Origin of the sequence: Carboxylicivirga agarovorans (genome assembly GCF_050589845.1) — a bacterium.
Classification (GTDB): domain Bacteria; phylum Bacteroidota; class Bacteroidia; order Bacteroidales; family Marinilabiliaceae; genus Carboxylicivirga; species Carboxylicivirga agarovorans.
Genome location: NZ_JBNGPA010000038.1, coordinates 26014 through 52579, shown reverse-complemented (window position 1 = coordinate 52579; position 26566 = coordinate 26014). Strand labels below are relative to the sequence as shown.

Sequence of the window (26566 nt, the reverse complement as noted above, 5' to 3'; positions counted from 1 at the left end):
AAAAGACTTAAAACCACCTCCCCTCTCCTTCGTCGAGGTACTCCTCCTTGCCAGGAGGAGAGCTGATTTACAGCTTGCAAAACACTATATATGTGAATGTTTGAATCTTTTCGAACACTCGTGGGCAATGTCCCCGGAAGTTTAGCCCATAATTGGGTGTGCAGTTAGTATTAAGCCAATGGCGGACATATTACAGTTCGATAAACCTGTTGTTTTGAATGCATCCCATCACATGGAATTTATCCAACTACTCAGTTCCCCAACTGATGGCTTCTTTTCCGCTGGCCTGCAAATACTCATTGGCCTTGCTAAAATGTTTAGTACCGAAAAAGCCACGGTGAGCCGAAAGTGGAGAAGGGTGAACTGATTTGAGCACCAAATGCTTGCTGCTGTCAATCAACTGTGCTTTCTTCTGGGCGTAGGCACCCCATAATAAAAACACCACATTTTCAGACTGATCAGCCACTGTTTTTATCACCGCGTCGGTAAACAGTTCCCATCCTTGCTTTTGGTGTGAACCTGCATTGTGGGCAACTACTGTTAAAGTCGCATTCAATAGCAATACACCTTGTTTAGCCCAATGCTCCAGGTTTCCATGATCGGGAATATCAATCCCAACATCGGTATGCAGTTCTTTGTAAATATTGACCAGCGATGGCGGCATCTTGATCCCCTTATTCACAGAGAAACACAGGCCATGAGCCTGATTAGGGCCATGATAGGGGTCCTGTCCAAGTATAACGACCTTGGTATTTTCAAAAGGACATAAGTCAAAGGCATTGAATATTTGTGAAGCAGGCGGATAAATGGTTTTACTCTGGTATTCTGACTTTACAAATTCGGTCAGCTTTTTAAAGTAATCTTTATCAAATTCAGGCTGTAGCACCTGTTTCCATCCGGCTTCTATTTTTACGTCCATTGCAGTGTATTAAAATTTATTGTGCGGGTAAAAATAGTAAAATTAATAAAGCATAAAATCCAGATGAAATAGCAGGTCAGACAGGTCGGTAATCGTGCGGCCACATCAATGGAACTATAGCAACAGGCTTATTCAGTAATTTCTATTAAGTTACCATCAGGGTCTGCTATTACACTTTCATAGTAACCATCACCTGTTGTACGGGGTTCTCCAACAACTGTATAGCCATCTTTTCTGAGTTGATCACTTAGCTTATCAACCTCATCCTTACCACCAACCGAGAGGGCTATATGTGTAAATCCCAAATGCTTGTCTGCTGGTGCATCGGTACTAATATGAATGCTGTGCATGATCTCCAGTCGTGCACCTCCTTCTTCTGAAGACAAAAAATAGGATGTAAAGCCCTTTGATTTATTCTCATACAACTCATTGGCTTTCAAACCAAAATACTGTGTGTAAAAGGTCTTTGAAAGCTCAAGGTCCTTTACCCAGATAGCTATGTGTTCTATTCTCATTTGTTTACAGATTTGTTTGAATACTTAATGTTTGTAAATTGCTATTTATAAGCAATATGAGGTTATATTTAATATCAAACTCAGGTTATTACAGACTCTCTTAGTACATAAAAGAAAAATGTCATTAGCTTAAGAGTATAAATATGTGAATTATATTTCTCACTCTTAAGCTAATGACATTACCAGGTATTAAACCCGACTAATTACTGCATCGGGATGATACTTAACTCATCAAGCAAAGCTGTATTAACCTCTCCATTCATATTTTGGTTATAGTCCATAAACTGAAGATTCAATTTATTGACTCCTTTCTTAAGCCTAACCTTAATCAGGTTGGTATAGCCCCAGTTTGACCACTCATCTTTTCCACGTTGTGGCATTACCATTACCCCGGCTTTATCGCCATTAACGAACAAGGTTCGTATAGCACATTTATTATCGGTGTTATCAGGACCTGAACCATTGCTGTAACGTGCCTTAAAGAGGTATATACCTGCCTTTTTAACCCTTACTTTTGCAGTAACAGATGTGTTATGTTCTTTTGATAATTCGATATAGCCTTTACCGCTATAACCATTGGCTTTGATCTTTCCTTTAGATCCGAATCCAGCAGCATCAATTACCATTGATGAGCCAGGTATAATAGCTATAACATTACTGACAAATGATTCGTTATTGTCTGAAATGGCTTTAACTGTCAACTCCTGGTAAAAACCATTTTCTTCTGCAATAAAATCAGTGTTTGGCGTGCTTGTTACAAGTTCACCGTTATTGTACACCTCATAACTTGTTGCCCCTTCAATGGCATCCCAGTTAAGTTTATTGCTGTTAGCGCTTACACGTGGTGTTTTTAACGAGAACTCATTGGGCACCGCTGTCTTTTCAACACTCAACTGCTGAGGGTTTTCCAGTTGAATTTCAATGACATGATGACCGCTTAATGATTTATCAACCATAGGTTCGGCTTTTTTACCGTCTATGGTAAATGATTTAATGACTGAGCCATTGCCTTTTATGGTGATATCAAGTATAGCATTGCGATATTTAAAATTGGTCAGGTTCATTTGTTGACCATAGGCCTCAGGAACAAATGGTTTGAAATACAAACCATCTAACTCAAACTGCATTCCCGCAAAAACCCGGTATACAGAACTTAAGTAACCGGCCACACTCCACAGCTGGCGGTTTGAATTAACCTCTGTATCTCTGAAATCGCCATTTTCTGCTACCATGTTTTCCTTATTGGTAAGGAATAAGGCCGCAGCGCGGTGCATGGCAGCCAATCCCTGTTCTACCGCCGATGCATTATCAGCTTTAGCACAGGCCCAGTTCCAGTAGGCCTGCACAAAAGGCCAGATACCATTGTTGTGATAGGGAGGAATTTCAGGTATTTGCGGATAAATACAAGGCACACCATAATCAACCACCGGCGTATTAGCCACCACCTGTTTTGCCCTGCTGACATCGGCAATATCAAATAGAACGGTAAAGGCTTCTCCCAAAGCTTCACTACGTGGTGAAAGCATTAGATTGTTACGCCCATATAAATACTGCGCATAATAGCCTTTCTCTTCAAGCCATAACTCATTATTAATGGCAGCCTGAAGCTCCTGCGATTCGTGCTGATACATCGATGCATCATCACCCATCAGGGCTGCCATTTCGGCTAATATGGCATAGGTTTGCGTATGCACAGCATTGGTTCCCAAACATCTTGATTCAAATATATCGACACCGTTCATCCAAACAGGGTAAGTTTGCTTGCGCCAGTCTAAAAATGATGACTCACCTTTAAGCAAGTTGGAACGTTCATCTTTTAAGGTTTGCAGATCATCTTCCACCGAATTTTTAACGATCTTATAAATGGTCTCCAACCATTGCTGATCACCTGTCACCTTATATATCTCCCAGGCTGCCAGGGTCCATGTGGTGCGGTCAGATGAGACAGGCCATGCACCTCCTGTTCCTGTATCCTGAATGATACGGTCGTTCTTTACTTTACGCATCAGGCTTGTTTTGGCCACCTCGGTATTGGTAAAGGCATAAGACAGCAAAATGGAGTAGCTCACATCGCGGGTCCATACACCTGGCCATTCTTCACCGGTGCGGAACGTACCGTCATTTTCAATGTTCATCTCCGTCTCATCCAAGGCCATGGTATATAGGGCATCTACCAGCGGAGTTGATGAACTAAATTGCGGATAACTACTTACATCGTTCTTAAGTACCCACTCTTTAGCTGTGAAATCATCTGGATTATAAGGATTAAGCGATAGGGTAATTTCGAAAATCCCGTCGCCATTATCATCTTTCAACCGGCGATCGCTGCGGCCATTCAAATTATCAAAATCCCATCCTAATGGCGCTAAGTTACCAGCTATATATATGCCGTTATAGTCTTCTTTATAGATTTTTTGCCCGTTATAAGTTTCGTAATAACCAAGATCATCCATTGACTTGATGATTTGACTGGCGTCGACCTTTATCAATAAAGGTGTGTTGGGCTCAATACTACCAGTAGGTGTAGCTGTAACTTCGTTGGCATGACGCTCACCAAAACTTAAGGTAGGTAATATGATCTTACCTTCATCATTGGCTTCTAGTAAAAAAGTATGATTAATACCTATCGGCAGCTCGTTGTCCTTACCATTGATGGCAAACTTAAACTCAATAAAATTGGGAAATGTCGCATTGGCCGGACTTTGGTAATCAGATGTTATATGCGTTGGAGACTGCACTTGTGCAATGTAATCGCCTTGCACCACCTTATCTTTATAAATGGTGTAATTGTCAGCCTTGTATAAGGGGGTTTCACTGGCTGGTTGACAGGCAAACAAGGTTGCAACGATCAACAATAGATAAAAAGCTCGCATCATGGTATTGTATTTGAATTTGACCATGCAAATTACAGAGTTGCAAAAGGATATGCAATAGCAAAAGTTCATTATACACAGTTAACCAAGAAGATAAGCTCACAAAAATACGCGAGTCCCTATCTGCAAACGATTGAGGAAACCCCTTTTTCAAGGCATGGCACCTTTAAAGCAAACCTGCGGGCTGGATTTAAAAGTTCGCGGCATGATGCTGCCCAATGGAAGTACGGTGATTGAGCATCACGTATCGCTCTACCTGGTGTAAGTATACGTTCCTGCAGACAGGTAAGAACCTGTTATTAGTCTCCCGCAATAAAAGTGTAGATATAAAAAAAGCGGTAAAGAATGTTCCTTACCGCTTTTGTATGTTGTTAGTCTGATAGCTTATAAACCAGCCTCAATCCAGGTCCAACCGGAGATATCAATTGGAGTTGCATCTTTACCTGAGTTAAGAGTGTAGTAATACTTGTCAGCTACATTTTGGTTAGTAGCATCTGGATCAGCACCGGCGATCTGCACGTTAGATAAGGCACCGTTGTCTTTCATATCAAGATCAACAGTGTAACCATCAAGGTGAAGGTTAGTGATCGTAGCACCCGAATCCTTTTTGAACTGAAGAGCAATACCACCGGCAGGAGCTGTACATATAGCAGTTACATTGGTGAATGTAGGATTGCCGTTGACTTTATCACCTTCAAAAGCTGTTGAGAATCCGTCAACGGTATGTGAGATGTAAGTATTTGTAATACTTCCACTCCATCCTTCTGTCCAGTCTACTGCATCATCTTCATTGTTCTCAAGGTAGATATTTTCAACAGAAACAGTTCCACCAAAGAACTCGATACCATCATCTGAACCGTTGATAACAGCCACATTGCCAATAGTGGTTCCAGAACCAACCGAGTAAAGAGAAATACCGTTATATTGTGATTCAGAGTTAATTTGAGCGCCTGTACCTTTAATTACAAGATAATCGATAGAACCTGAGTTATCAGTATCATCAGTTCCACCATACATGAATCCACCAACTTCAGCAGTAATGTCAATCCCGGCAGAAGTAGTTGCCTTACCACAAATAGTTAAACCACCCCAGTCTCCAGGTAGTGCCTGATCCGAAGCTATTACAACAGGAAGTTCAGCAGTACCGTCAATATCGATCATACCACCCATTAAAACAGCGATGTAAACATCAGTACCTCCAGCCTCAGCGTGAATTTTAGTACCGGCAGGTATCGTTAATTTAGCACCATCCTCTACAATATAGGCGCCGGTCAAACGATATGATTTAGAAGGATCTAAAGTAACATCACTTGTTACACTACCCTCTAATTCAATAATTTCAGCGATATCAGCATCAACCCATGTCCAACCTGAAGGATCAACAGTTGCAGGGTTGTTATAGCTCTCTGCAGGATCAGCAGTTACACCCTCGATAATTACATTAGCCAAAGGACCGTCATCTTTCATATCGATTGATGTTTCGTATCCGCTTAATGAAAGTCCGGTGATTGTAGCACCTGATTCCTTTTTGAACTGTAACGCAGTACCGCCAGTAGTAGATACAGCAGTTAAGTTAACAATCTTAGGATTAGCATTGTCTTTATCAGCTTCCACAACAGTAGAGAAATCTGCAATCGTATGCTCAACATAAGCATTTGTTACAGTCCCACTCCAACCTTCAGTCCAGTCAATAGCGTCATCTTCGTTATTCTGCAGGAAAAGATTGGTTACAGATACAGTTCCACCGAAGAACTCAACACCATCATCTGCACCATTGATAACTGCTACATTATTTACGCTTGTACCTGAACCTACCGAATAGAATGAGACTCCGTTATATTGAGACTCCGGATTAATTTGAGCACCAGTACCTTTAATTACCAGGTTACTGATTTTACCAGAGTTATCAGAATCATCGTTACCTCCGTAAAGGAATCCGCCTACTTCGGCTTTAATGTCAGTACCTGCGGTAGTTTTTGCTTTACCACAGATAGTTAAACCACCCCAATCGCCTGGGTTAGCACCCGATGAAGACATAACAACAGGGTTGTCTTCAGTTCCGTTGATGTTGATTTTACCGCCCATTAAAACAGCCACGTAAACATCAGTACCTCCATTATCAGCAATAACCTGAGTTCCTGCAGGAATAGTAAAAGTAACACCTTCACTAACAATGAATGAACCAGTAAGTCTGTACTGAGTAGATGCATTCAAAGTGTAATCTTCAAAAAGAGTACCGTTCATGGTACCATTGTCGAGAGCCTCGATTACATCGTGCCCTGGTTTTGGATCATCGTCATCGTCACAGCTTACTAGGAAAGGCATTGCTAAGATTGCAAGACCTAAAACTTTTAAAACTAATTTTTTCATTTTAAATTAATTTAGGATATTAATCAAGTAGTTAAATAATCTAGTTTAAATTGATACTTACTCCCATACTCAGGCTAAGGCCTTTTTTGTATGATTTAACAACCTCGTTAGTTTGTGAAGCAGCACCTCCTCCATTGAAAGGAACAATCAATTGAGTTTGCTCAATCTCTGGATTCAATAAGTTTTTACCGGTAAATTTCAATGAAACGCGTTCTGATATTTTTTTGCTGACAACAAGGTCAAGTGTAACAAATCCTTTCTCAATAATTTCACTGTTAAAATACTTGTCACTATTGTCAAAATCTTCTGGTGCACCCAGGGCGAATATTTTATCTGAAGAATAATTTCCTGTTAAGGTTGCCATTAATGCTTTGGGCTTATTATTAGAAAATGTCAATGAACCATTAGCGATAAAGTCTGCCGCACCCTGAAGATCTGTTTCGGTTTTGTTATTATACTGAAACTCTTCATGCAGATCCTGGTTAAACCACATCTTAGTTACATTGAAAGAAAGATCAAGGCTTGGCATCTCTTCCATTTCAGCTTTAATAAGTTTAAATCGTGACTCTAACTCAAGACCATAAACATTTGCTTTATCACCTGTATTAGCATATGAGAAATATCCCGATGAACCGTGTAACATACGTAAGTTGATCGGGTCATTGATCATCTTATAAAAACCGGTAAGCGATAATAACTGACCTGCACTTGGGAAAGTTTCCCATTTCAAATCGAAATTATAGTTCTCTGAACTTTGTAAATCAGGATTACCCGTTGTTACACGTCCGGTTGGTGATACATAATCAAATGGAGCCAACTCTTTAAATTCAGGAAGTGTAATGGTTTTGCTGGCAGAAAAACGCAGAGCACTCTTCTCTGTCATTTGATACTTAAGGTGTAATGCAGGCAAAATATTGTTATAGCTTTTGGAAGTACTTCCAACTCGTCCTACATAATTGTCCACATCCCATTCAATGTCAATTTCATCAACCTCATAACGGGCTCCAACATTGGCTGAAAACTTGTTAACATCATAGCCAAAATTCACAAATCCCGAATATACTAACAGATCTGCATCATAAGTATTTGGTCTTCCCTCGCGTATGATCAAAGTACCATCCTGATACAGGCTTTTATCCAGTAAAGCTTCATCTAAATTATCAATCGAAGCTACTTGTACTCCTTTAGCCCTGACACCCATGAAAAGAGATTCGAAGGCCCTGGTCTTAGAACGGAAATTAGCACCTACATCCAATTTGATTTTCTTGTTTTCCTCATCAACGAATTTGATCTCGTCTTTCAAATAACCATTGAATTCAGCATCTCTGATCTCTTGTAATGACTTTCTTTGCTGATAATCACCAACGTGTGCAAACTGAACCGTGTTGGCATCCAGAATATTGACCTCGTTACGAATACGGTTAGGCTCGTCGGCATTCACCATGTTATATGCCATCGCCCATTTTACATGTTGTTTATCATTGAGCTTATGAGAACCTAATAACTGATTTATAAATAAGGTCGTTTCTTTGAGGTTTTGATCGCGTACAAAAGCACCATCTTCCTGCGGGTCCTGATCGAATACATAGCCTTCACCATTACGTCCCTGCTCATACAACTCATCTTTTGTTGTATGAATAAACATACTGTTGAAATTGACAGAGTGGTTAATGTTAAAGTCATAAGCCAGATTTAAGAGACCGGTTGTATTATATTCTGTTATGTACTTTTCAACATCATTAAATGAGTTATCAAGTATATTGGAACGATAACTTTTAAAAATACCGGTCTGATATTCCGAAGAACCAGATTGAGAAAGTGTAGCGAATAAAGTTAATTTTTCACCAATTTTCTTACCTCCTAAAACAGATATACCATAGTTAACAGGCATGCCTTTTGTTTCGGTATTCCAACTCTGGTTATTGATAGCGGTTTTAGTATCATATGGTCGACTATAGAAACCTAAAGTCTGATCATTTATATTCTGTGTAGCTTTGAAATCACCGAAAATACCATCTTTAAGTACATTGGTATTAACACCTGCACTTAGACTTAAACTGATTTTTTCACTGTATGTTTTCGAACTAATATCTACAGCACCCGAACTTTGATCGGCATATGTGCTAACATCATAGGTTTTACTTATTCCGATGTTCTTAATAACATCAGTTGAAAACAAGTTAAGATCAATATTCTTCTTCTCAACATCGTCAGACGGGATAGGTAAACCATTCATTGTAGTTGTCAGATAACGATCACCTAAACCTCGAATATAAACATCACCTGAACCTTCATTTTTGGTAACTCCGGATATTTTTGATGTTGCATCGGCGGCATCAGAAACACCAAGACTTGACATGCGCTTCGCCCCAATACTTTCTTTAATCACTGAAGCCTTTTTTTGCTCTAACATCAAAAAGTTTTCTGATTCACGGTTGGCTTTGGCAACCACCTGTACTTCTGCAAGGTCTAGTTCCGATTCGCCCATTAAGAAGTTAAGAACGGTTTCTTCACCCGCTTTAATAACAACACCTTCTTTAACCTGTGCTTCATATGATATGTACTGGCAACGAATAGTGTAAGTACCTGGTTCTAAAGGAGGCATTGTGTAGTCGCCCATGAAATCGGTAGTTGTACCGGTAGTGGTTCCTTCAACAACAATAGCGGCTCCGATGAGCTCCTCTCCTGTTTTTCTGTCAGTTATTTTCCCTTTTAGTATCCCTGTTTGTGCAAATCCCTGTGTAAGACTTGTCAGACATAGAATTACAATTCCAATTACTTGTCTTTTCATCCGTTTGTAATTAATTTTTTATGGTCGGATGGAACTTACTGTGATTTTAAAACTGATATCGTTATGAGTTTATCATTATTAAAATTCACAGACGTTTCACTTTTCCCTCGCAATAATTCAAATATTTCGAGAGCAAATGTATGGCAAGGTCAAGGGATGCCTGATAAGAGAGAATTAATTGAACTTTAAATGTACGTTAAGCGCAAAACAGTCACATACACCTCTATTTCTGTACGTTATGGGTATAAGCGACAGTCATGGGAAAGTAAATTAGATAAGCGGTTAATGTTCGATTAACAGATGCTTAACATTGACTGATTTTAAGAGGAAATAGAGAAATAATTCTATAAATTTTAGTGGCAAAAAAGGTAAAAAATCAAGCCTCAAATGAAAACTTAATATTGGAATTAGTTATTTGAATTATACGAACTTATAAAATCACGATGCGCTTTAAGCAAATTGATGGAATACAAGAGCACATTCTTTGTTTCGGCTAACACATCCATAAACAGTATGCTAACACGTGTGCGACCTTCGCCTTTTTGAATACGCTTTATCTGGTTACGACGAATACTGTCCTGGAAACTGATCAGGAAGTTTTGCTTACTTATCATTTCATTGATCAGCTCAAACTTCTGCTCCTTTTCCACATGTATAATGTGATTAAAATAGCCCGACATCTCTTCTAATAAATCATGCAGGTCATTACGTTGTGACGCAGTCATACCCTTGTGCTGATTTTCGAGGTGCTCGAATAAAGGCTGTGTAATATTAGTGAGGCAGCCAACCAGTTCGGTCAGGTAATCAAAGGCTTGCACAAAATAGTGTCCTGAATCAATACCCTCTTCTGTAATTTTTGCATAAGCATAGAAGAATTTAGACTTACTGCTGCGGGTATACTTATCCAATAACAGAGCTTTATCATGTGCTTCGTGCAACTGCCTTATATCTTCATCGATGAAACCCTGCAGGCTTAAATAAAATACCTTTGATGCTTCCTGCAGGTGGCGGCGAATCTGTTCGCTGCCCGATTCTTTTAAATGGTCCAGGTTATTATCTATTTCATCCTGAAACTCTTCTTTTAACATGCGCTTTTCTTCCAGCTTTCGCGCATGATATTTACTTGTTAACATAAGTGTGGTTGCAACAGCAGCCGCTAATAGTATAGCAGCAATCCAACTGCCATACCATATAATATAGGTAAAAATAAAGGCGCCTATAAAAGCCATGCAAGCGGTAAAAAACCATCCGCCTAAAATGGATAGCACACCCGAGACCCTGTAAACGGCACTCTCGCGCCCCCATGCCTGATCGGCCAGCGAAGTTCCCATGGCAACCATAAACACGACAAAGGTTGTTGACAAAGGAAATTGCATGTATGTACCCAGAGAAATAAGAATACTGGCTACCACCAGGTTTACGGATGCTCTTACGGTATCAAAATAGATCACACCATCAACAGTACTGCCGTCTACACTTTCGGCCTTTTGATAGCGGCTATTAAAGAAAGTCATCACCTTTTTGGGTAAAATTCCAACAGCCAGGCTATGTATATGTAAAAAATTACGTACAACTACCCTTGATAAATAGGAAGGCTCAAACCGTTCGTACCCGCTTGATTGCCGTCCCAGATACACCTCGGTTTCTGTAACACTTCTGGCCTTCTTTGATTTAAAAAGCGTAATGGTCATAACAAGCGCTGACAATGCAAAAATCAAGGTATGTTCATAGTCACTAAATACATCTTTTTTGATAACATCGTCACTTATAAAAGCCATTGAGAAACCATCAGGAGTTGTTGAACCTGACGCTAAAAACGCCTTAAAACTTTCAACGGCCGTCAGGGGAATTCCAATGAAATTTACCAGGTCATTGGCCGCGAATGACATAGCCAGGGCAAAAGTTCCAAACAATACAACTACCCTCGGAATATCAACGTTAAAAGATAAACCCAGGAACAGGAATATAAAGGTTGAGAAAGCAAATACCCCAAATAATATCTCGGTTTGAAAACGAACGACATATTCAAAGCCAGGGTAAGAATCAAAAATACTGCCGCCACCTAAACCTTTCTTAAAAATCATAAATACAATTGCAGTTATGGCGACACCTCCCACTACAGCGAATAAATATTTAAAACGTCGTTGGTAATTAAAACTAAAAACTACACGTGTGATAAACTGCACCACAATTCCTACTATAAATGCCAGGAATATGGATAACAGAATACCGGCCAGAATAATAAAGGCCTTATCGGTATTGATCATCTGCTCAATTTCAATACCGTCAATTTTAGCCTCGCGATTTTTAATGATAGAAAGTGCCATAGCACCACCCAGCAACTCAAAAACAACAGCTATGGTAGTTGATGTGGGGAAACCAAGTGTATTAAATCCGTCAATAAGAATAACATCGACGAGCATGACCGCAACGAACACAACCATTATTTCGGCGAAAGAAAAGCTTGAGGGGTAAATAACTCCTTTTCGCGCCACTTCCATCATGTTGGCTGACAGTAATGAACCGATAAGTAATCCGATTGCAGCAACCCAATACACGAGTTTACGTCGTGCTGCACGTGACCCGATAGCAGCATTTAAAAAATTAACGGCATCGTTGGATACTCCAATTACAAGATCCACAACTGCCAATGCACCCAATAAAATAACTGCAATCCAAATAAACGTCATATTATTCTTTGTTAATCGCCAAAGATACGCGGATAGCCTCGCGTAACGAGAAAGCAAATGTTAAGTTTATGTTACCATCGCAAAACACGAACGTTATACAAATGTATCTAATATCAGTCATGTAACGAAATAAGCACTTAACATTGTGTTAACATGATCAATAATCCTGTAATTTGGTTATAAAGGCAATAATTACAATAACTTTGTTTGCATCTGAGTGCATGTTTATTGCTGCATTACCTTTTTTGTTTTACACTGGTTGGTCACATATACAATCAGTAAAACAGTTTAAAAATGTTTCAATTGAGCATTTAAAAGTATAATGACTATGAAATCACTGGAACCGCAAAAAATAGCTGGTTTTGTTGCCATCGGCTTTTTATTATTAGCCTTTGTTTTTTTTGGAGTTAATTACTACAGTCCTAATTTATATTATTCATTAGCCATATCCGTACCGGTATTTTTTGCTGTATCATTCGCATTGGTTAATTACTTTATCAATTCATTTATCTACAGTAAAATTAAACCCTTATATCAAACCATATACGGACACGACGATAAGGAGAACATTGAAATAGCGAGTTCAGATTCCGATGACATCTTAACAACAGTGAACCGTGAAGTGGTAAACTGGATGCATGACCGTACACAGGAGATACAGGAGTTAAAACAGATGGAGAAATACCGAAAGGAATACCTGGGTAACGTGTCACATGAATTAAAAACGCCAATTTTTAATATACAGGGCTACATTTTAACACTGCTCGACGGAGGCATCGAAGATCCAAATATCAATATGCGATATTTAACGCGTACCGAAAAAAGCATTGATCGAATGATCAGTATTATTGAAGATCTGGAAGCCATTTCCAAGCTGGAAGCAGGAGAATTACAACTACATCCTGAAATATTTGACCTGCATCAGTTAACTGATGATGTTATTGAACTGCAAGAGATAAGGGCAACTAAAAGAAAGATAAAACTAAGCTATGGAGAAGGTGCTGATAAACAACATTTTGTTATAGCCGATAAACAACGCATCTTTCAAGTTGTTAGTAATTTAGTAGTCAACTCAATCAATTATGGCAAAGATGGTGGAAAAACGGAGATAAGTTTCTTCAACATGGACAACCGGATATTGGTGGAAGTAAAAGACACAGGCATTGGAATAGCAGAGGAAAATCTGCCGAGGGTATTTGAGCGTTTTTACCGTGCTGATAAAAGCCGAAGTCGTGAACATGGCGGAACAGGTCTTGGTTTAGCTATTGTTAAACACTTGATCGAAGCGCATGGTCAGCGTATTAATGTAAGAAGTACATTGGGACAGGGAACGGTATTTTCCTTTACACTTGAAAAAGCAGATTAACATTTAATTAATGCAACTATAACCTATACGAAACTATTTGTTAAACTCATTACTTACTTTCGTGTAAAACTTTTTATAATGAACGTAGAAAATTACAAAGTTCTTTTAGTAGATGATGAGCCTGATATCCTTGATTTCATTAGTTATAATATGAAAAAAGAAGGCTTCCAGGTTTTAACCGCCACTAACGGACAGGAAGCCATTGGCATTGCCCAGGCAGAGGTTCCGGAATTGATCATTCTTGATGTAATGATGCCCGAAATGGATGGCATTGAAACATGCGAAGAAATTAAGAAGATTCCTGCCCTTAAAAATTCTATTGTAGCTTTTCTAACAGCCCGCGGTGAAGATTATTCTCAAATTGCCGGTTTTGAAGCTGGTGCCGATGACTACATTACCAAACCAATTAAACCTAAAGTTTTAATCTCAAGAGCTAAAGCTTTGTTGAAAAGATATCGTTCAGAAGGCGCGGTGGCAGAACCGGAAGAAAGCAATATCATTAAAATTGGTGACCTTGTTATTGACAGGGAAAGGTACCTGATCATTAATGCCGGAGAAGAGCTGATTCTTCCAAAGAAAGAATTTGAATTGCTTGTATTACTGGCCTCGAAGCCTGAAAAGGTATTTACCCGCGATGAAATTTACAATTCAGTATGGGGCGATAATATTATCGTAGGCGATCGTACAATTGATGTCCATATCAGAAAACTACGTGAAAAAATAGGACAGGATCATATCAAAACGATAAAAGGCGTAGGATATAAGTATGTAATATAATTAATATACTCGTCTTAAATATTGCTAAGCAGAACCAATTTCCTTACATTTATGCTTGCATTAAATAGTTGAACCCCTAAGTTGTTCATTATAATAACGCAAACTACTTTTTATGAGGAAATTAATTACTGCTCTGGCCATCGTTGCTCTTTTAATTGGAGCAGGATGTAAAAAGAAGCCAGCAAAAAAGCCACAGAAGCCTGTAAAAACAGAGGTGGTTCAGAAGAAAGTCGAGAAGGATACTGTAAAAAAAGAGGTTAAAACTCCAGAAGTTAAAGAGGTAATACCCGAGCCTCCTAAACCTGCTGATAAGTATTTTTTAATTGCAGGCAGCTTCGAAAACCAGCAAAATGCTGAGTTATTTAAGGCCAAATTAGTAGCTGACGGCTATGATGCCAGGGTGATTGAAAGACCTGCCGGCCCTAATGGTGAATTTTACAAGGTAGCCTACAAATCTTTTTACGATCGCAATGAAGCGTATGCTGAGCTGCGTACAGCGCGTAACAACGAAGGCCGTGATGACGTTTGGCTACTCGTTAAGTAATAAGTAATTAACACATAAAAAAAGAGCTTGCGTTGGCAAGCTCTTTTTTTATTCTTAGAATACAAGCTTAGTTAGTTTTAAACTCATATTTTACTTCTTTTAGCTCTTCGTTTGCCTTAACAATTTTGTCTTTCAGGCTCTCCTTGAATTCAGCCAACTTTTGAGAAGTCTCCGCATCACCTGTTGCAATCATTTGAGCAGCCAGAATACCTGCATTCTGAGCACCGTTGATACCAACTGTAGCCACTGGAATTCCCGGAGGCATTTGAGCGATAGACAATAAAGCATCCATTCCATCAAGACTGGCATTGATAGGCACACCAATAACTGGAATTTTTACCATTGAAGCAATAACACCTGGCAAGTGAGCAGCCATACCTGCAGCTGCTATAATTACCTTAACACCACGGTCTTCAGCACTTTTAGCAAAAGACTCCACCTGAGCTGGCGTTCTGTGAGCCGATAGAGCGTTTATTTCGAATGGAATCTTCAGATCATTTAAAAAATCAGCCGCCTTCTTCATCACTGGAAGATCAGACGTGCTACCCATGATAATACTAACTTTTGGTTGCATAGTTATTAATTTATTTTAGTTATGAAATTCTCTGTAAGAACCTTTCGTTAATTTTTTCCCGCCACAAAAATAGTTAAGAAAGCATTATAATCATGTGGTTATCTTTATTTTTTATACTTTTGCAGCTTAAAATCCAGATTTTTATTGATTTATTGAATAATTTGCAAATGTAATCATCTTTATTTCAGACGGTAACATAAGCAATTGGTATTTTCAAACCAAAATAAAAAAAAGAAGCAATGAGCCGAGTTAAGTTGTTAGATAGAGAATTTGAGTTGTCAATCCCTGAAGAAAAGCTTTTAAAGGCAGTTGACAAAGTGGCTGAACAGATGAATAAAGACCTTGAAGGAAAAAATCCTTTAATGGTATGTGTGTTGAATGGCTCTTTTATGTTCGCATCTGACTTAATGAAACGATTAACTATTCCATGTGAGATCAGTTTTGTAAAATTATCATCATACTCAGGAACTGGTTCAACAGGAACAGTAAAAGAACTAATTGGTTTGAATGAAGATATCTCAGGACGTACCATCGTATTATTGGAAGATATTGTTGATACAGGCCTGACAATCATCAATACAGTAGAACAGGTAAAACAAATGGGTCCTGCAGATGTTAAAGTAGCAACAATGTTATTTAAACCAGAGGCCTGCAAGCGTGATGTAAAATTAGATTACGTTGGCATGGATATCCCTAACGATTTTATCGTCGGTTACGGACTGGATTACGATGGATACGGAAGAAATCTGAAAGACATATATACAGTAGTAGAATAACATCTATTTTATTCATTTTTTAAGGAGTAATAAACATGCTCAATGTTGTCATCTTTGGCGCACCCGGATCTGGAAAGGGTACGCAAAGCAAATTAATTGCAGAAAAATTTAATTTAGCTCATGTTTCTACCGGGGAGTTATGTAGAAGAGCTATTCATAATAACACGCACGAAGGTGTAATTGCTAAAAGCTACATTGATAAAGGCGAGTTGGTTCCTGATGAAACCATTATCGATATGCTGGATGCCTTTTTGGAGAAATTGCCTATTGATCAGGGAATTATTTTTGATGGTTTTCCAAGAACAGTTGCTCAGGCTGAAGCTCTTATTGAGATTATGAAGGAACACGGCACAAAAGTGTCTGTCTTGTTAAATCTTGAAGTAGAGAAAGATGAGTTGATGACTCGTTTATTGAAACGTGCAGAAACAGAAGATCGCTCAGACGATAATATGGAAACGATTAAAAAGCGCCTGGAAGTATATGAAGAACAAACTCTTCCTGTAATTGAATTTTACAGAAAGAAACGTTTATACAAACCTATTAAAGGCGTTGGAGATATCGATGATATTTTTGGTCGTATTTCTGAAGTATTAAATAGTCTGAAGTAATATAAATTGACGATATTAGAGCCACGGTAATTATTTGCCGTGGCTTATTGTGTTTAAAACCTAAAATCTGTAAGAAACTTATCTATTGCGGGTCAAGATACTTTCAAATCAATCAGCGAGTCTCACTAACCATAGCAACAGCTATGCTTATCTTTTCTCTCCAATTGATTTCTTGTTACTTGCACTCTCATGACGATAATTCCTAACCGAATTTAGGTATAATGATTTAGGTATGGCGAGTTCAAACTTTGTTGATTACGTAAAAATATTCTGTCGCTCTGGAAAAGGTGGTGCAGGATCAACGCACTTGCGACGAGAAAAATTTGTTGCAATGGGCGGACCTGATGGCGGTGACGGCGGTCGTGGTGGACACATTATTATACGTGGCAACCGCAATACCTGGACTTTATTACACCTCAAATACAAACGACATGTCTTTGCCGGTCATGGTGCAAATGGGAGTAAACAACGATCTACAGGTGCCGATGGTGAAGATCGTTTAATTGAAGTTCCGTTAGGGACCATAGCCAAGGATGCCGAAACAGGAGAAGTTCTTTGTGAAATTACAGAACATGATCAGGAAGTTATTCTTGTAAAAGGTGGCCGTGGTGGCCTGGGTAACTGGAACTTTAAATCAGCGACCAACCAAACGCCGCGTTATGCTCAACCCGGTGAGGATGGAATTGAAATGGCTGCTATTTTAGAGCTTAAAGTATTAGCTGATGTAGGTCTGGTAGGCTTTCCAAATGCAGGTAAATCAACTTTATTATCTGTTGTATCTGCTGCTAAACCAGAAATTGCCGACTACCCTTTTACAACCCTTGTTCCTAACCTGGGTATTGTTTCCTATCGTGACCATCAGTCATTTGCAATGGCCGATATTCCGGGAATCATTGAAGGAGCAAGTGAAGGGAAAGGATTGGGAATTCGCTTTCTGCGACATATTGAGCGCAACTCCATCTTACTATTCCTGGTCCCTGCCGATGCGGAAGACATCAAAAAAGAATACCAGATATTGCTAAACGAACTCAAGCAATACAATCCTGAATTACTGGATAAAGGCCGCATGCTGGCTATTTCAAAATCAGACATGCTTGATGAGGAATTGATCGAGGAAATTAAAAAAGAATTACCCGATCTGCCTTATGTTTTTATATCTTCGGTTGCCAATAAAGGCATCACAGAACTGAAAGATATGATATGGGAGCAATTGATGGCAGCCAACGACTAAAAGAAATACAGAGAGAATACCAGGAAAGTAAAAAGCAATGGGAAGAAAAAGAGGATAAATTAAAAAAACGATTTATCCTGAACGCCTGGCTGCGTCTGATTGCTTTTACCTCTGCCTTTGCATTACCATTCACCTTTCTATCACATTGGTCTTACGAGTTTTTTGCTTGTTTTATCGCTTGTTTCTCATGTTTTCTATGGCTCGTATGGCGAGCAAACAATATTGCCTATAAACGGGCTTATATCAGTCATCGAATAAAACTACTCACTAAAGAGCTGAACTACAGCACTCAAAATTGGTTAAGCGAAACCGATGGCTCAGAGTTCATTGAACCTGATCACGATTACGCGCATGACCTGGACCTTTTTGGCAAGGGGTCGCTATTCCAGTTTATAAACCGGACATCTACTGTCGGTGGCTTAAAACAATTAGCACATAAACTCAAAAGCATTTCATTGTTTAAGAGTGATATCCTTTCAAAACAAAAGGCCATAAAAGAACTGGCCGAACAGAATGAATTCAGGCAACATTTTTATGCTCTTGGAGCACTGGTAGCTGCAGCTAATAAAAAAAATCGTAAGATTGACTTAAACAAGCAACCCGCTCTTAACTTTATCTCAAAGTCAAGCCAAATTGCGATGGCTGTATTTTGGATCGCTTTGCTCACAACAATTACCTTAATTTCCTTTGGTATTATCAACAGCATAGCTATTGTTTACTTGTTTTTCATTGGTCTGGGAATAGTGGGCGCACGTTTAAAAAACATCAACAAAGTGCATAACGAGGTCGCATCATTGGGCAACTACCTTCAACGATATGCAAAGATGATCAGGCATATCGAGGATAGCGACCTGCATGCGAATTACCTGCTTACACTAAAAAGCAAATTGCAGAGCGATGGTAAAACCGCCAGTGAAGTAACAGCACAATTAGCCGGTCTCATCAAACAGTTTGACCAGCGCTTAAACATGCTGTTGGGAGTTATTCTGAACGGTTTTTTTCTGTGGGATCTATTGATTTGCATTCGCCTGAAAGCATGGTATAATAAATATGGCAGACAGTTGCAGAAGTGGATCGATACCTTGCATGAATTTGAAGCACTAAACAGCCTTGCTACTTTTTCATACAACCATCCACATTATGTATATCCTCAAACATCAGATAAAATTATTTTTGAAGCCAATGAATTAGGTCACCCTTTAATTCCGGGAGAAGAAAGAGTTAGTAATAATTTTTCTTTTAGCGATCAACAACGAATATGCGTAGTAACCGGCGCCAATATGGCAGGTAAAAGCACCTTTTTGCGCACAGTTGGAGTAGCTCTTGTCCTTGCAGGCAATGGTTGTGCTGTTGCAGCCAAAAGTTTTCAATACAAACCATTGCCATTTATAACCAACATGCGGGCCATTGATAATTTACTTAAACACGAATCATACTTCTTTGCAGAGCTAAGTCGCTTGCAAATGATCCTGGAGCGATTAAAAGAGAAAGGCGAATTATTTTTCATCCTCGATGAGATATTAAAAGGCACCAATTCACTTGATAAATACCAGGGTTCAATGGCCTTAATTAAGCAATTACTAAAACACAATGGTTGCGGACTGGTTGCCACCCATGATTTAGAGCTGGGAGAATTAGCTAAACAAACCGATGGACAAGTTTTCAACAACTGCTTTGAAGTAAGCTTTAATGATGAGGGATTAAGTTTTGATTATAAACTCAGAACAGGCGTTACCGAAAGTCATAATGCAACCTATTTAATGGAACAAATGGGGCTTATACCTAGCGAAAACGTGAGGCTTTAAAGGCGTTTTGAACTGCAATTGTTGATAAAGAAATTACGAAACAATTCTTGTTTTATATATATTTGGATGGTTTTCCACGAGAAGGAAGCCTTCACTTTTCCGAATTTTTAGTTGATTTTAAGTATGAGTAGTCAAAATACACAGAACTATTCCGAAGATGCAATCCGAACGCTGGACTGGAAGGAGCACATCCGCCGACGTCCGGGAATGTATATTGGTAAGCTGGGAGATGGAACTTTTGCCGATGATGGTATTTACGTGTTACTCAAAGAAGTAATGGATAACTCCATCGATGAATTTATGATGGGTAACGGTAAGAAGATTGAAGTTACCGTGCAGGAAGGACGTGTGACGGTTCGAGATTACGGACGTGGTATTCCACTCGGAAAAGTGATTGATGTGGCATCAAAAATGAATACCGGTGCCAAGTATGATTCTAAAGCGTTTAAAAAATCGGTTGGATTAAACGGTGTTGGTATTAAAGCGGTAAATGCTTTAAGTACCGAATTTACGGTTCAGGCCTATCGTGAAGGCGAAACAAAATTGGTTGAGTTTAGTCGTGGTGAAGTAATTACCGATCATGAGTTGACTCAATCAGCTGATAGGAATGGTACTTTTATTGCATTTACACCAGACAGCACAATATTTGAAAACTATAAATTCAGGGAAGAGTACATAGAAACACTTCTCCGAAACTATACATACCTTAACAAGGGTCTGTCAATTGTTTACAATGGAAAAACATTCCAAAGTAAAAACGGTTTGCTTGACCTGCTAAATGAAAACATGGATACTGAAGGTTTGTATCCTATTATTCATCTTGAAGGCGAAGACCTGGAAGTAGCCATCACCCACGGCAATCAATATGGCGAAGATTATTACACCTTTGTCAATGGCCAACACACCACACAGGGTGGTACACACCAAGTTGCATTTCGTGAAGCATACGTCAAAACCATTCGTGACTTTTACAACAAGAGTTTTGATGTGTCTGACATAAGAACCGGTATAATTGCCGCTGTCAGCATCAAAGTGGAAGAACCGGTATTTGAATCTCAAACTAAGACTAAACTTGGCTCAAAGGACATAGGCCCGAACGGACCTTCGGTACGTAACTTCATCCTTGATTTTGTTACTGAGCATTTGGATAACTTCCTTCATAAGAATGCTGAAACAGCCGAGGCTCTTCAAAAGAAGATACTGGAGTCAGAAAAAGAGCGTAAAGCCATTTCAGGCATTAAAAAGCTGGCGCGCGAACGTGCTAAAAAAGTGAGCCTGCACAATAAGAAACTCCGTGACTGCCGTATCCACTATACCGACATTAAGAAAGATGATAATGGAGAAAGTTCTATTTTCATCACAGAGGGAGATTCGGCAAGTGGTTCTATTACAAAAGCCCGAAATGTTAATACACAGGCTGTATTTAGTTTAAAAGGTAAGCCGCTTAACAGCTATGGTTTAACCCGTAAAGTTGTATACGAAAACGAAGAATTCAACCTGCTGCAGGCTGCTCTTGATATTGAAGATGGTTTGGATACATTGCGTTATAACCATGTGATTATCGCAACCGACGCCGATGTGGATGGCATGCACATTCGATTGCTATTGCTGACATTCTTCTTACAGTTCTTCCCTGAATTGGTTAAGAATGGTCACTTATACATTTTACAGACTCCTCTTTTCCGTGTAAGAAATAAGAAGAAAACTTTTTATTGCTACTCTGACGAAGAGAAATTATCTGCCATTAAGAAATGCGGCCCAAAACCAGAGATTACACGCTTTAAGGGATTGGGTGAGATTTCACCTGATGAGTTTAAACACTTCATTGGTAAGGATGTGCGCCTTGAACCTGTGCGCTTAAAGAAAGATGTGCCGGTTAAAGATCTATTGGAATTTTACATGGGCAAAAACACTCCGGACCGACAGAATTTTATTATCGACAATCTGGTTATTGAAGAAGACCTTGTTACCCAGGAATAAATAATTAAGGAAGAATGAGTTTCGACGATACTAACACCCCAAATATACCGGAGGAAACACCTTCGGAATCATCAGAAAACCAACATAAGGAAGAACAGCACCTTTGGGATGCTGACTCTACCGCCATTAGTCATTTACCGGGTATGTACCGTGAATGGTTTCTTGATTATGCGTCATATGTAATTCTGGAACGTGCCGTCCCTCACATTAATGATGGTCTAAAGCCTGTGCAACGACGCATTCTTCATTCAATGCGTCGCATGGATGATGGTCGCTATAATAAAGTAGCCAACATCATTGGTAACACCATGCAGTTCCACCCCCATGGCGACGCTTCAATCGGGGATGCTTTGGTACAACTGGGACAAAAGGATTTATTAATAGATTGTCAGGGTAACTGGGGTAACGTTTATACTGGTGATAGTGCTGCCGCTCCCCGTTACATTGAGGCACGTCTGACTAAGTTTGCTCAGGAGGTTGTTTTTAATCCAAAAACAACTGAATGGAAACTGAGTTATGACGGGCGTAATAATGAACCTGTTACTTTACCGGTCAAATTTCCATTATTGCTGGCGCAGGGTGTTGAAGGGATTGCTGTAGGTCTGGCGTCAAAGCTATTACCTCATAACTTCAATGAGTTGATTGACGCTTCTATCTTATACCTTCAGGAAAAGCCATTTGAAATATATCCTGATTTTCCAACAGGTGGTATGATCGATGTATCAAGGTATAACGATGGATTGAGAGGCGGTGCAGTCAAAGTTAGGGCTAAAATAAGCAAGGTAGACAGTAAAACCTTAATGATATCAGATATCCCTTACGGCAAGAATACAACTTCATTAATTGAATCTATTCTAAAGGCCAACGACAAGGGTAAAATCAAGATTAAGAAGATTGATGACAATACGGCTGAGAATGTAGAGATACTAATCTACCTGCCGGCCGGTTCATCACCTGATAAAATGATTGATGCTCTGTATGCTTTTACCGATTGCGAAGTATCTATCTCTCCTAATGCCTGTGTCATTCAGGATAACAAACCTTACTTTATCGGTGTCAGCGAAATTCTGAAAGAAAACACAGATAACACTGTTAAGCTTCTAAAGCGCGAGCTGGAAATACGTAAAGGTGAGCTGGAAGAGGCCTGGCACATGTCTTCATTAGAGCGCATCTTTATCGAGAATAAGATTTATCAGCGCATGGAAGACTGTGAGACGATGGAAGCTGTTGTACAAACTATCGATCACGGTTTAGAGCCATTTAAGAACCTTTTAAGGCGTGAAGTAACGCGCGATGATATAGTAAAGCTAACTCAGATCAGAATGATTCGCATCTCTAAGTTTGATGCGAAAAAAGCAGATGAATATATTGCCTCTCTTGAAGAAGAAATGGAGCAGATCGCTTATCATCTGGCAAATCTGATTACCTATGCTATTGATTATTATAAACGAATTAAAAAGCAGTTTGGTAAAAACTTCCCTCGTAAAACAGAGATAAGAAGCTTTGCCAATATTGAAGCCTCCAAAGTAGTTGTCAAAAACGAAAAACTATACATCAACCGTGAAGATGGCTTTATAGGAACGTCACTTCGCAAAGATGAATACGTTTGTGATTGTTCTGATATTGATGATATTATCATCTTTTATAAAGATGGCAAATACATTATTACCAAGATTACTGACAAAGCCTTTGTGGGTAAGAATATCATTCATATTGCTGTATTCAAAAAGAATGACAAGCGCACAATTTACAACGCTGTTTACCGCGATGGTAAAGCAGGTAATGTATACATGAAACGCTTTGCTGTAACCGGTGTAACACGCGATAAAGAATACCATATAACTAAAGAAACCCCTGGATCGAAACTGATGTATTTCAGTGCAAACCCCAATGGTGAATCTGAAATATTAAAAGTTGTATTACGTCCAAAAGCACGTATTCGCAACCTTGTTTTTGATGTTAACCTGGGTGATCTGGCAATTAAAGGCCGGGCAGCCATGGGTAATATTCTTACGAAATATGAGGTTAAAACCATTTCATTAAAGAAAAAAGGTGAGTCGACACTTGGCGGACGTAAAATATGGTTTGAGCATGAAACATTGCGCTTAAACGCCGATGGTCGCGGACAATACTTAGGTGAATTCCATGGAGGTGATCAGGTATTAGTCATTACTAAAGATGGTCAGTACTACCTTACAACCTATGATTTAAGCAACCATTACGAAGACAATATCTTTTTGATAGAGAAATTCAGAAATGACATCGTCTGGTCAGCCGTTTATTTTGATGCAGACCAGGACTTTTACTATATAAAACGATTCCAGTTCGAGAATACGAGCAAAAAGCAATCGTTTATTGGCGATAACCCTAAGTCACACATGGTCAAAGTTATGCATGTTGATTATCCTCGCCTGGAAGTGAAGTTTGGAGGTGAAGATAAACTTCGCGAAAAACTGATCGTTGAGGTTGCCGAATTCATCGGAGTAAAAAGCATTAAGGCCAAAGGAAAGCGCTTAACGACTTATCAGGTTTCAAAGATTCATGAACTTGAACCAACCATTATTGATGAACCAAAACCGGATGGCATAGATCGCGAATCGGGCGAGCATCATGAGGAAGATGATAAGAACCAAATGTCACTTTTTGAGTAGCAGGTAATGGAAATAAAGCGCATTTTTCTGATCGGTTTTATGGGCAGCGGTAAATCCACGCTTGGCAGGCGTCTCAAAACAGAGCTTGGATGGGATTTTATAGACCTTGACGATTATTTTGAAATGCGCTATCAAACCACTATTAAGCAATACTTTGCTGAAAATGGAGAGAAGGCCTTTAGAGAAGCTGAACGCAAAATAATTACGGAGGTAGCCACCAGGGAAAAAACAATAATTGCAACCGGAGGTGGCGCCCCATGTTATTTTGATAACATCCAGGTAATGAATCAGCATGGTTTAACCATATATATAAAATTATCTGTTGAAACATTGGCCGCTCGATTGAGTAGCCCAAAACAAGTGAGGCCACTTATAGCAGGCAAAAGCGGGAATGAATTATTGAATTACATAGGCGAAAAACTCTCTGAAAGAGAACCGTTCTATGATCAGGCACAGGTAATTGCCGATGGTGATATACTTGGTGTAGATGGATTTGTACGTATCATTCAGGCATCCGGCCAATTAATGAAGTAAGAGTAATTAAGAAAGCTCTGTTTGACTTATTTCGTAAGCAGGAAAAGGTGATAGCATTGTTTTTGACATTTACATTTATTGTCGTCTTTTAACATTTGTTATCTAAAATCAGTCTAAACAGGTAAGCCGTTACCAAAATTATCAATTCTACAGATTTGCTACAGATTTGAATTCTATTTTTGATTCGTAGGCTGCAAGAGTGGCTTTAGCTAACAAATGAACAAGTAATTCTGAATTGAAATATGGTTGGTTTAATTGGAATTAGTCATCAAACTGCTTTACTGGAGATACGCGAACAACTCGTTATTACTAAAGAAGAAATTAACGGGCTGTACGAATACCTGAATCAAAAATGCGATGTTGAAGGTATTATGGCCCTTAGTACCTGTAATCGTACTGAACTATATTTTGAAGCCAATTCTGCCACAATAGAGGATCCCAACCAATACATTGATGATGTAACCAACGCCTACATTTCCTATTTTAAGAAAGACAACAGCGTAAAAAAATACTTATACACGCATAAAGGCTTAGACTGCGCCCGTCATCTATTTCGGGTAGCAACCGGATTAGATTCCCTTATTTTAGGTGAATATCAAATTGTTTCACAATTGAAAGAAGCTTTCTCATGGGTTGACAATACAGCATTGGTTGGTCCGGAGTTAACCCGTATGGTACACAAAGCTTTTGAAGCAGGTAAATTAGTCAGAACTAAAACTTCCCTTAACAAAGGAGCAGTTTCTGTTAGTTCGGCAGCTGTTGAATTAGCAAGCAACAAATTAGGCGAGTTCCCGAATATAAAAGCATTAACGGTCGGCGCAGGCGAAACTGGTACCATCGTAGCACTGAATATTTCTAAGAAAGGCTGTATCAATAACTGGATAACCAACCGTACTTTAGGAAAAGCAGAACAACTGGCTGACCGGGTACACGGCGTGGCCTTTCCATTTGAATCATACATAGAGCAACTATTGACTGTTGATATGGTTACCTATACGACTGGTTCTTCACGTGTATTGCTTACCAAAGAAATGGTTGAGGATATCATGCAAAAAAGAGATTACAAGCCTTTAATGATTCTTGATCTCTGCAGTCCTCGTAATGTAGAACCTGAGGTTTCTAAGGTAAAGGGAGTCAGCATCTATGATTTAGACCACCTTGAAGAAGTGGTTAAAGCCAATTTTGAAAAGCGAAAAGGTAAACTTCAGGAAGCAGAGGCTATTATTGAAGAGGTTCTGGCTGAATTTGACGACTGGTTAAGTGTTCGTCGCATGAGTTCTGCAATTGGAGCAATAACCACAACGTTTAAAGGAGTTCATGCACTCGAAGCTAAGAATTACAAGAAAGTAAAAGATGATGCAGATGCATCGAAAAAGATAAATGATTACGGCGATCACCTAAGCGCTAAATTAACGCGCATGTTAATTAAGCAAATGAAAAATGTGACGAATGATGGTCGTGATTCAGAAAAGGTTAAAATACTCGAAGAATTTTTTAACTTTAACTCATAGTCATTAATACAGATGTTTTTCATCTGTATTTTTATTTCTCAGCACCAAATA

Annotated in this window: 18 protein-coding genes; 11 read left to right on the top strand and 7 right to left on the bottom strand. The window is 39.1% G+C overall.

Features of this window, described 5'->3' with window-relative positions:
• Nucleotides 1-247 precede the first annotated feature (247 nt).
• The 6 genes from ung to ACRD69_RS22135 form a co-directional block, all read right to left on the bottom strand.
• Nucleotides 248-919 carry a uracil-DNA glycosylase gene (gene ung / locus ACRD69_RS22160; RefSeq protein ID WP_430817346.1) on the bottom strand — a complete coding sequence of 224 codons (672 nt, stop codon included), beginning with the start codon at nucleotides 917-919 and terminating at the stop codon, nucleotides 248-250.
• 128 nt (nucleotides 920-1047) lie between these two features.
• Nucleotides 1048-1434 (bottom strand): VOC family protein, encoded by a 387-nt coding sequence (locus tag ACRD69_RS22155; protein ID WP_430817345.1) that lies wholly within the window; start codon nucleotides 1432-1434, stop codon nucleotides 1048-1050.
• A gap of 203 nt (nucleotides 1435-1637) precedes the next feature.
• Nucleotides 1638-4310 (bottom strand): alpha-L-rhamnosidase-related protein, encoded by a 2673-nt coding sequence (locus tag ACRD69_RS22150; protein WP_430817344.1) that lies wholly within the window; start codon nucleotides 4308-4310, stop codon nucleotides 1638-1640.
• 381 nt (nucleotides 4311-4691) lie between these two features.
• Nucleotides 4692-6677: a hypothetical protein gene (locus ACRD69_RS22145; RefSeq protein ID WP_430817343.1), complete on the bottom strand. Its 1986-nt coding sequence runs from the start codon at nucleotides 6675-6677 to the stop codon at nucleotides 4692-4694.
• A 40-nt stretch (nucleotides 6678-6717) separates the two neighbouring features.
• Complete coding sequence (locus tag ACRD69_RS22140; protein ID WP_430817342.1) at nucleotides 6718-9468, bottom strand: TonB-dependent receptor; 2751 nt, start codon at nucleotides 9466-9468, stop codon at nucleotides 6718-6720.
• A gap of 407 nt (nucleotides 9469-9875) precedes the next feature.
• Nucleotides 9876-12158 (bottom strand): inorganic phosphate transporter, encoded by a 2283-nt coding sequence (locus ACRD69_RS22135; protein WP_430817341.1) that lies wholly within the window; start codon nucleotides 12156-12158, stop codon nucleotides 9876-9878.
• 328 nt (nucleotides 12159-12486) lie between these two features.
• Between ACRD69_RS22135 and ACRD69_RS22130 the strand changes: the two genes are divergently transcribed.
• The 3 genes from ACRD69_RS22130 to ACRD69_RS22120 all read left to right on the top strand — a co-directional run bounded on the left by ACRD69_RS22130 (nucleotide 12487) and on the right by ACRD69_RS22120 (nucleotide 14845).
• Entirely contained in the window at nucleotides 12487-13524 is a 1038-nt protein-coding gene (locus ACRD69_RS22130; protein WP_430817340.1) for a sensor histidine kinase, read from the top strand.
• A 78-nt stretch (nucleotides 13525-13602) separates the two neighbouring features.
• The gene (locus tag ACRD69_RS22125) at nucleotides 13603-14301 is read left to right on the top strand and encodes a response regulator transcription factor (protein ID WP_430817339.1); all 699 of its coding nucleotides are present in this window, start codon (nucleotides 13603-13605) and stop codon (nucleotides 14299-14301) included.
• A 112-nt stretch (nucleotides 14302-14413) separates the two neighbouring features.
• Entirely contained in the window at nucleotides 14414-14845 is a 432-nt protein-coding gene (locus tag ACRD69_RS22120) for an SPOR domain-containing protein (protein ID WP_430817338.1), read from the top strand.
• Between the two features lie 67 nt (nucleotides 14846-14912).
• Here ACRD69_RS22120 and purE read toward each other — a convergent pair whose 3' ends face one another.
• Nucleotides 14913-15419, bottom strand: a complete 507-nt coding sequence (gene purE / locus ACRD69_RS22115; RefSeq protein ID WP_430817337.1) for a 5-(carboxyamino)imidazole ribonucleotide mutase — start codon at nucleotides 15417-15419, stop codon at nucleotides 14913-14915.
• 239 nt (nucleotides 15420-15658) lie between these two features.
• Here purE and hpt point away from each other — a divergent pair, with 239 nt between their 5' ends.
• From hpt to hemA, 8 genes are all read left to right on the top strand, one after another.
• Nucleotides 15659-16195 (top strand): hypoxanthine phosphoribosyltransferase, encoded by a 537-nt coding sequence (gene hpt / locus ACRD69_RS22110; protein ID WP_430817336.1) that lies wholly within the window; start codon nucleotides 15659-15661, stop codon nucleotides 16193-16195.
• A 35-nt stretch (nucleotides 16196-16230) separates the two neighbouring features.
• Nucleotides 16231-16803, top strand: a complete 573-nt coding sequence (locus ACRD69_RS22105) for an adenylate kinase (RefSeq protein ID WP_430817335.1) — start codon at nucleotides 16231-16233, stop codon at nucleotides 16801-16803.
• A 232-nt stretch (nucleotides 16804-17035) separates the two neighbouring features.
• Nucleotides 17036-18034 (top strand): GTPase ObgE, encoded by a 999-nt coding sequence (obgE, locus tag ACRD69_RS22100; RefSeq protein ID WP_430817334.1) that lies wholly within the window; start codon nucleotides 17036-17038, stop codon nucleotides 18032-18034.
• Nucleotides 18004-19839, top strand: a complete 1836-nt coding sequence (locus ACRD69_RS22095; RefSeq protein WP_430817333.1) for a MutS-related protein — start codon at nucleotides 18004-18006, stop codon at nucleotides 19837-19839. The genes obgE and ACRD69_RS22095 overlap by 31 nt, the downstream gene beginning before the upstream one ends.
• Before the next feature lie 123 nt (nucleotides 19840-19962).
• The gene (locus ACRD69_RS22090) at nucleotides 19963-21819 is read left to right on the top strand and encodes a DNA topoisomerase IV subunit B (protein WP_430817332.1); all 1857 of its coding nucleotides are present in this window, start codon (nucleotides 19963-19965) and stop codon (nucleotides 21817-21819) included.
• A 14-nt stretch (nucleotides 21820-21833) separates the two neighbouring features.
• A complete protein-coding gene (locus ACRD69_RS22085; RefSeq protein WP_430817331.1) occupies nucleotides 21834-24470 on the top strand; it encodes a DNA gyrase/topoisomerase IV subunit A in 2637 nt (878 codons plus the stop codon).
• 6 nt (nucleotides 24471-24476) lie between these two features.
• Nucleotides 24477-25004, top strand: coding sequence for a shikimate kinase (locus tag ACRD69_RS22080; protein WP_430817330.1), 528 nt, complete (start codon nucleotides 24477-24479; stop codon nucleotides 25002-25004).
• A gap of 242 nt (nucleotides 25005-25246) precedes the next feature.
• Nucleotides 25247-26515 carry a glutamyl-tRNA reductase gene (hemA, locus tag ACRD69_RS22075; RefSeq protein WP_430817329.1) on the top strand — a complete coding sequence of 423 codons (1269 nt, stop codon included), beginning with the start codon at nucleotides 25247-25249 and terminating at the stop codon, nucleotides 26513-26515.
• Nucleotides 26516-26566: the final 51 nt, after the last annotated feature.

What these genes read in the sequence shown, in the direction of transcription:
- ACRD69_RS22095 (WP_430817333.1), top strand. Translation starts at nt 18,004, where the DNA reads ATGGGAGCAATTGATGGCAGCCAACGACTAAAAGAAATACAGAGAGAA.
- hpt (WP_430817336.1), top strand. Translation starts at nt 15,659, where the DNA reads ATGAGCCGAGTTAAGTTGTTAGATAGAGAATTTGAGTTGTCAATCCCT.
- ACRD69_RS22145 (WP_430817343.1), bottom strand. Translation starts at nt 6,677, where the DNA reads ATGAAAAAATTAGTTTTAAAAGTTTTAGGTCTTGCAATCTTAGCAATG.
- ACRD69_RS22150 (WP_430817344.1), bottom strand. Translation starts at nt 4,310, where the DNA reads ATGATGCGAGCTTTTTATCTATTGTTGATCGTTGCAACCTTGTTTGCC.
- ACRD69_RS22080 (WP_430817330.1), top strand. Translation starts at nt 24,477, where the DNA reads ATGGAAATAAAGCGCATTTTTCTGATCGGTTTTATGGGCAGCGGTAAA.
- ACRD69_RS22130 (WP_430817340.1), top strand. Translation starts at nt 12,487, where the DNA reads ATGAAATCACTGGAACCGCAAAAAATAGCTGGTTTTGTTGCCATCGGC.
- ACRD69_RS22105 (WP_430817335.1), top strand. Translation starts at nt 16,231, where the DNA reads ATGCTCAATGTTGTCATCTTTGGCGCACCCGGATCTGGAAAGGGTACG.
- ung (WP_430817346.1), bottom strand. Translation starts at nt 919, where the DNA reads ATGGACGTAAAAATAGAAGCCGGATGGAAACAGGTGCTACAGCCTGAA.
- ACRD69_RS22135 (WP_430817341.1), bottom strand. Translation starts at nt 12,158, where the DNA reads ATGACGTTTATTTGGATTGCAGTTATTTTATTGGGTGCATTGGCAGTT.
- ACRD69_RS22125 (WP_430817339.1), top strand. Translation starts at nt 13,603, where the DNA reads ATGAACGTAGAAAATTACAAAGTTCTTTTAGTAGATGATGAGCCTGAT.
- purE (WP_430817337.1), bottom strand. Translation starts at nt 15,419, where the DNA reads ATGCAACCAAAAGTTAGTATTATCATGGGTAGCACGTCTGATCTTCCA.
- ACRD69_RS22085 (WP_430817331.1), top strand. Translation starts at nt 21,834, where the DNA reads ATGAGTTTCGACGATACTAACACCCCAAATATACCGGAGGAAACACCT.
- hemA (WP_430817329.1), top strand. Translation starts at nt 25,247, where the DNA reads ATGGTTGGTTTAATTGGAATTAGTCATCAAACTGCTTTACTGGAGATA.
- ACRD69_RS22090 (WP_430817332.1), top strand. Translation starts at nt 19,963, where the DNA reads ATGAGTAGTCAAAATACACAGAACTATTCCGAAGATGCAATCCGAACG.
- ACRD69_RS22140 (WP_430817342.1), bottom strand. Translation starts at nt 9,468, where the DNA reads ATGAAAAGACAAGTAATTGGAATTGTAATTCTATGTCTGACAAGTCTT.
- obgE (WP_430817334.1), top strand. Translation starts at nt 17,036, where the DNA reads ATGGCGAGTTCAAACTTTGTTGATTACGTAAAAATATTCTGTCGCTCT.
- ACRD69_RS22120 (WP_430817338.1), top strand. Translation starts at nt 14,414, where the DNA reads ATGAGGAAATTAATTACTGCTCTGGCCATCGTTGCTCTTTTAATTGGA.
- ACRD69_RS22155 (WP_430817345.1), bottom strand. Translation starts at nt 1,434, where the DNA reads ATGAGAATAGAACACATAGCTATCTGGGTAAAGGACCTTGAGCTTTCA.